The sequence below is a fragment of the Streptomyces sp. NPDC020299 genome (genome assembly GCF_044387825.1).
Lineage (GTDB): Bacteria > Actinomycetota > Actinomycetes > Streptomycetales > Streptomycetaceae > Streptomyces.
The window spans coordinates 1-1,439 of sequence record NZ_JBIRWL010000020.1 but is presented as its reverse complement, the minus strand read 5'-3'; the positions used below and the strand labels follow the sequence as shown (position 1 = coordinate 1,439).

Sequence of the window (1,439 nt, the reverse complement as noted above, 5' to 3'; positions counted from 1 at the left end):
GGCAACCGCGCCGACCACCACCGAAGCCCCGGCAGAGGTGGAGGCCGAGGCCAAGCCCAAGGTGCGCCGCACCCGCAAGACCGCGGCCACCGCGGCGACCACCACCGAAGCCCCGGCAGAGGCGGAGGCCGAGGCGAAGCCCAAGGTGCGCCGCACCCGCAAGGCCGTCGCCGAGATCCCGGCGCAGGCCGGCGGCGAGGAGGCGGAGGTCAAGCCGCGGCGCCGTACGCGCAAGGCGGCCGAGACGGCGGTGGAGACGGCCGAGGCCGCGCCGGCCAAGCCCCGCCGCACCCGCAAGACCGCGGCGACGGCGGCGACCACGGCGGCCACCGCCGAAGCCCCGGAGGCCTGATCCGGCAACCGGAGCCCCAGCGGCACGCGACGCAGTACCCGACGGCCCGGCCCACCCCGTGTGGGCCGGGCCGTCGGCGTTCCGCCCTTCTTCCGCTCCCGATAGCCTCTGCTCATGAGCAGGCCTCCCACCTTCGCCCCGCCCGCCGGCGCCCGCGCCTACCGGCTGCGCACCGCGCGCGGTGAGTTCGCGGTCGTCGACGCGCCCGTGGCCGCCGGTGCCGAGCCCAAGGGGGTCGCACTGCTGGTGCCCGGATTCACGGGCAGCAAGGAGGACTTCAACCCGCTGCAGGTGCCGCTCGCGGAGCGCGGCTACCGGACCGTCGCCGTCGACGGCCGCGGCCAGTTCGAGTCGGGCGGCCCCGAGCACGACGAATCCCCTTACGCTCAGGAGGAGTTGGCGGGGGACCTGCTGGCGCAGGCCGAGGCGCTGGGTGAGCCGGTGCATCTGCTGGGGCACTCCTTGGGCGGGCAGATCTCGCGCGCCGCCGTCCTCGCCGACCACTCGCCCTTTCGCTCGCTGACCCTGATGGCCTCAGGACCGGCCCAGATCTCCGTCGGCCAGCAGCAGCGCGTGAAGCTGCTGCGCGACGCGCTCGCCGTGATGACGATGGCCGAGGTGTGGGAGACCATCCAGGCGATGGAGCTGCCCGAGGAGGCCGACACCGGCGAGCTCGACGGCGGTCTCGACGACCGGGAGGACCTGCGGCGCCGCTGGCTGGGCACCAGGCCCGCCCAGCTCATCGCCACCGGACGGCAGTTGTGCACGGAGCCGGACCGGGTCGCCGAACTGGCCGCCGTGCCGCTCCCCTTCCACGTGCTGTCCGGCGCGGCCGACGACACCTGGCCGGTGCCGCTCCTCGACGAGATGGCCGTACGGCTCCGCGCCCGCCGCACGGTCATCGAGGGCGCCCTGCACTCACCCAACACCGACCAGCCCCCGGCGACCGCCCGCGCGATCGCCGACTTCTGGGACGACGGCGACCACCCGGCCTAGGGGGTGTTTCGAAAGTCCTGTGCGGTGCCCGCGGTGTCCGGTGCGTGCTCTGGGGGTCCCCCCGGCCGAAGGCTGGGGGAGTGCCGGACGA

At 75.3% G+C, this 1,439-nt stretch carries 1 protein-coding gene and 1 pseudogene; both read left to right on the top strand.

Annotation, left to right across the window (positions count from 1 at the left end; translation table 11 throughout):
- Positions 1–352, top strand: a pseudogene (locus ACH45E_RS37150) (hypothetical protein); the annotation flags it as partial.
- 114 nt (positions 353–466) lie between these two features.
- Entirely contained in the window at positions 467–1,348 is an 882-nt protein-coding gene (locus tag ACH45E_RS37145; protein WP_361449766.1) for an alpha/beta hydrolase, read from the top strand.
- Positions 1,349–1,439: the final 91 nt, after the last annotated feature.

Coding starts and splice junctions, on each gene's coding strand:
- ACH45E_RS37145 (WP_361449766.1), top strand. CDS start 467: ATGAGCAGGCCTCCCACCTTCGCCCCGCCCGCCGGCGCCCGCGCCTAC.